Source organism: Desulfobacula sp., from assembly GCF_021107415.1.
This window is the reverse complement of sequence record NZ_JAIOSW010000043.1, coordinates 1-3,823: the sequence shown is the minus strand read 5'-3', so window position 1 is coordinate 3,823 and position 3,823 is coordinate 1. Positions and strand designations below refer to the sequence as shown.

At 39.6% G+C, this 3,823-nt stretch carries 2 protein-coding genes and 1 pseudogene; 2 read left to right on the top strand and 1 reads right to left on the bottom strand.

The features are described from left to right. The coding region (locus K8S13_RS02290) for a DEAD/DEAH box helicase (protein ID WP_291460105.1) at nucleotides 1–1,651 on the top strand (1,651 nt) is incomplete at its 5' end. Nucleotides 1,652–1,915: 264 nt separating this feature from the next. Next, nucleotides 1,916–2,476, top strand: a complete 561-nt coding sequence (locus K8S13_RS02285; protein ID WP_291460104.1) for a VPLPA-CTERM sorting domain-containing protein — start codon at nucleotides 1,916–1,918, stop codon at nucleotides 2,474–2,476. Between the two features lie 138 nt (nucleotides 2,477–2,614). Here the strand turns inward: K8S13_RS02285 and K8S13_RS02280 are convergent. Continuing rightward, nucleotides 2,615–3,823, bottom strand: a pseudogene (locus tag K8S13_RS02280) (phosphofructokinase); the annotation flags it as partial.

Genomic DNA, 3,823 nt, shown 5'->3' with positions numbered 1-3,823 from the left:
TTTTTTTCTTATGCTCGCTGCGCCGCCATCATTCACACTCCTTCCCTACACCACCCTCTTTCGATCTAACCCCAGGGTAGTGGAAGGGACTGCCCAAGAAAAAAGATTCATCTTTAAAAACGGTTCAAATTATTTTAAAATTACCCACCATGAAGCCGTATTAAGGGATGTTACCATCATTGCCAAAATGAAACCGGATCTGATAATTCTGGACGAAGCCCAGCGCATAAAAAACTTTAACACCAAAACCGCAGATGCAGTAAAACAACTGCCGCGGGATCATGCCATTATTTTAACCGGCACCCCCCTTGAGAACAAACTTGAAGATGTTTACTCCATCATTCAATTTCTCGACCCCTATCTGCTCAGCCCTTTGTGGGATTTTGCCGGCAGACACTTTATGATTTCAAGAAAAACCAAAGGAAACATCCTCGGGTATCAAAAACTGGACGAATTGAGAGAAAAACTTTCCAGCATCGTAATTAGAAGAAAAAAAGACGAGGTTCTGAAAGATCTGCCTGAGACGGTGACCAATAACTATTATATCCAGTTAAGCAACAAGCAGGACAAAATCCATTCAGGATACATGTCCGCGCTTATTCCCATCCTTGCCAAAAAATTTTTAACCCCCATTGATATTCAACGGATACAGATGTTTCTTTTAAAGATGAGAATGGTGTGCAACTCCACCTATCTGATTGATAAAAAAACAAATATTTCTCCTAAACTGGATGAATTCAAATCCATTATCTCGGAACTTGTAAAGGAAAACAATCGAAAGGTTGTTGTTTTCAGTGAATGGACAACCATGACATTTCTTGTGGCCAAACATCTCTCGGATGCTAAAATTCCCTTTGTTGAACTGTCTGGTAAAGTCCCGGTAAAAAAACGCCAGAAACTGATTGATGAATTCTCAAACAACCCTGAGTGCAAAATTTTTCTTTCAACCGATGCCGGCGGCACCGGCCTTAACCTGCAGGCAGCAGACTGTGTCATCAATTTTGAATTGCCCTGGAACCCGGCAAAACTGAACCAGCGTACCGGGAGAGTAAACAGAATCGGACAGACAAGCAAGTGTATTAACGTCATCAATCTTATTGCCAAACGAAGCATTGAAGAAAAAATTCTGTCCGGAATCCAAATGAAAACCGACCTGTTTAAAAGCGTTTTTGAAGATGGCAGTGATTTTGTGGATTTTTCCAGTGAGAAAAAAGCAGGCTTAATTAACAGGCTGCGGGAAATGATGGGTGAAACACCGGATGAATTGGCAAAGCCTGAACCAAATGATCCTGTTGAAATCCCTGACGATACTCCCTATTACCTGAATCCCGAAGTATTGAATATGGATGCTGTGGAATCCAGAGAAGAGGGGTTAAGAAATGATCGACCACTCGATTATGCAGCAGAAGAGCCTGAACCCCTGCCTGTAGAGCCTCCCGAGGAAAACGAGGCGGCATCTGAAAACGTCTTTGCAAACCAGTCCCCGGAAAAAATTGAAACCGTGCTGAATTCAGGCCTGGAGTTTATTGGAGGGCTTTTAGAAATGGCCACAGGGCAGAAGATAGAAAAAAGCGATACCCGGGAAAAAATGCTCACAATAGATAGAAACACGGGTGAAATCACAATGAAATTCAAACTGCCCGGGATGTAATATGTGAAAAACTTTACATAATTTAGGAAAAAAATGTAACAATTTATTACATTTTTTTCCTAAAAGAAAATTCCTCTTCAAATCCTTATGCCCAAGGGACAGGGGGAAAGACAAATCCTTGAGCTTGGTATAAAAATTGCTTTTAAATAATGATTAAAGTTAGATATATAATAACAAGAGATAAGGAAACTGGGATTTAGGAGGAAGTTTAAAAGATAGAATCCAAACCAGATAAAAAAATCATAGTAAAGGAGGGGACATCTTATGAAAAACCGCATCATATTGAGAATAGGTCTAATTATATCTGTGCTGTTTATTATCAATACAGCAGGAGCAGCGACTGTTGTTACTTTAGATGATGATACAACAAGTGCACTTTCTATACAACAGTTAGATGTTTCTAATTTGGGAACTTACAACGTACAATTCTTAGAGATTATTAATATCTCTGATCTTTATGGTTCGGAACCGGATTTTGACTTCAAGACAGAAGGGGACGCCGAGCTGGCAGCAACAGCAATATTGGACTTATTTAATGATGAAGGGATACTATCAATCGCACAAACAGGTTTCATAAAAGATAACGTTTTCTATATTCCTTATGAAAAATATGGTTCTGCTGCTCCTGATGATTTCAAATCTGTTGTTAGTCAGTATTTACCCCCCTCCTGGAATTATGTCTTAGGCATTCATACCCCGGCATCACATAGTGGTGGGCGTTACTTTGCCAAATTCAATCCAGTCCCTATTCCTGGCGCTGCATGGCTCCTCGGGTCCGGCCTTATTGGTATTGCGGGAGTCAGAAGGAAGTTTAAAAAGGCATAGTCCACTGTCAACAATCGAATATTAAAGGCGGGACCACCTTAACTGGCCCCGCCTTTTTTTTACATAGAAGTTTTAAGCTTTCTTGTTTTAAATATAGATAAATGCAAAGGGCGTACCAAAGCAATTTTACATATCATATCAAATGGAATTGAGCATTAAGGTAATGGGTCTGTCTTCTTCCGCAGTTCCTGTAAACCGGACCGGGCCTGGACGTCTGTACCGATCCTGATTTGATTCAGCCGCCAGCCATTCATCCCTTAGTGCTTTAAAGATCCTGAAGGTATTTGAATCTAAATCTACCAGGGCTTTTTCAATCACAAGCTCAAGCTTTCCTTTTCTTTCCTCAAGATGCATCAATTTTGCAATGGGAATACCAATGGGTTCCCACTTATCAAATTTTTTCTCAAGATTCTTGATGGCTGCCATTTGTCCGGTCGCCCCATTTGTGATTAGATGGAATGCTATCATGCCAAGGTTGTAGGTATAGTTACAATCAAAATGTGTGGGATCAGACCCCCGGCCATCGTATCCATAAAAATGAGTCTGTGTTTTAAATTCGGGATCGGATTTTTTAAATATTCTGATAACAGGCTCAGGCAACGCATCATCCGGGCCCATCAACTCTTGATTGATCAAAGCCTGTTTCAATGTTTTAAGGGAAATGATAGATTCTTTGATTAACAAATATTTATCGTCAGGATTTTTAAATATGGCCTTTATAAATTTATCCGGAATAAATTTAGCATTTTCCATAATTGACTTGTAATAGGACCTTTCAATACCGATTTTGTACTTACCCTGTTCCTTTAATATGCTTAGGTATTCCTTTACCATATCCATGATAATTTTTTCAGTTTTGATCTGGGAAAATTGAAAATTGCCATGGGTATCTCTTTCTGTCAGCAGACCTTCCTGAAAAAATAACGGCAGCTGGTTAAACAAATCATCATCCCTTAAATTCCAGATGGGAAAATTGTCTCTATCCCCCATGCCCCGAACCAGCCGTCTTAAATATTCAAGCTTGTTATTCAAAGTTGGGAAAGAGTGATGGAAATCATTGTCATGGATACGATTATATTCAGCGATAATTCTATTAAGTTTAATAATAAGTACCTGGATTTCGTTTAGAGACTCAAGAATACCTTCCGGAAGAATCATTACACCGAAATTCTTACCAGCAGCAGCTCTTCTCACAATGGTATCACAAATCAATCTGGACAAATGACGCAAGGTCATGCCATATGCAGTATAATCAATTGTCCCGTTTTTCCGGGCTTTTTCAATTCTCTTTTGATCTGTATAATCAGCCAGTTCTTCACCTATCAAAGAAAAATTGGCATGAGTCTG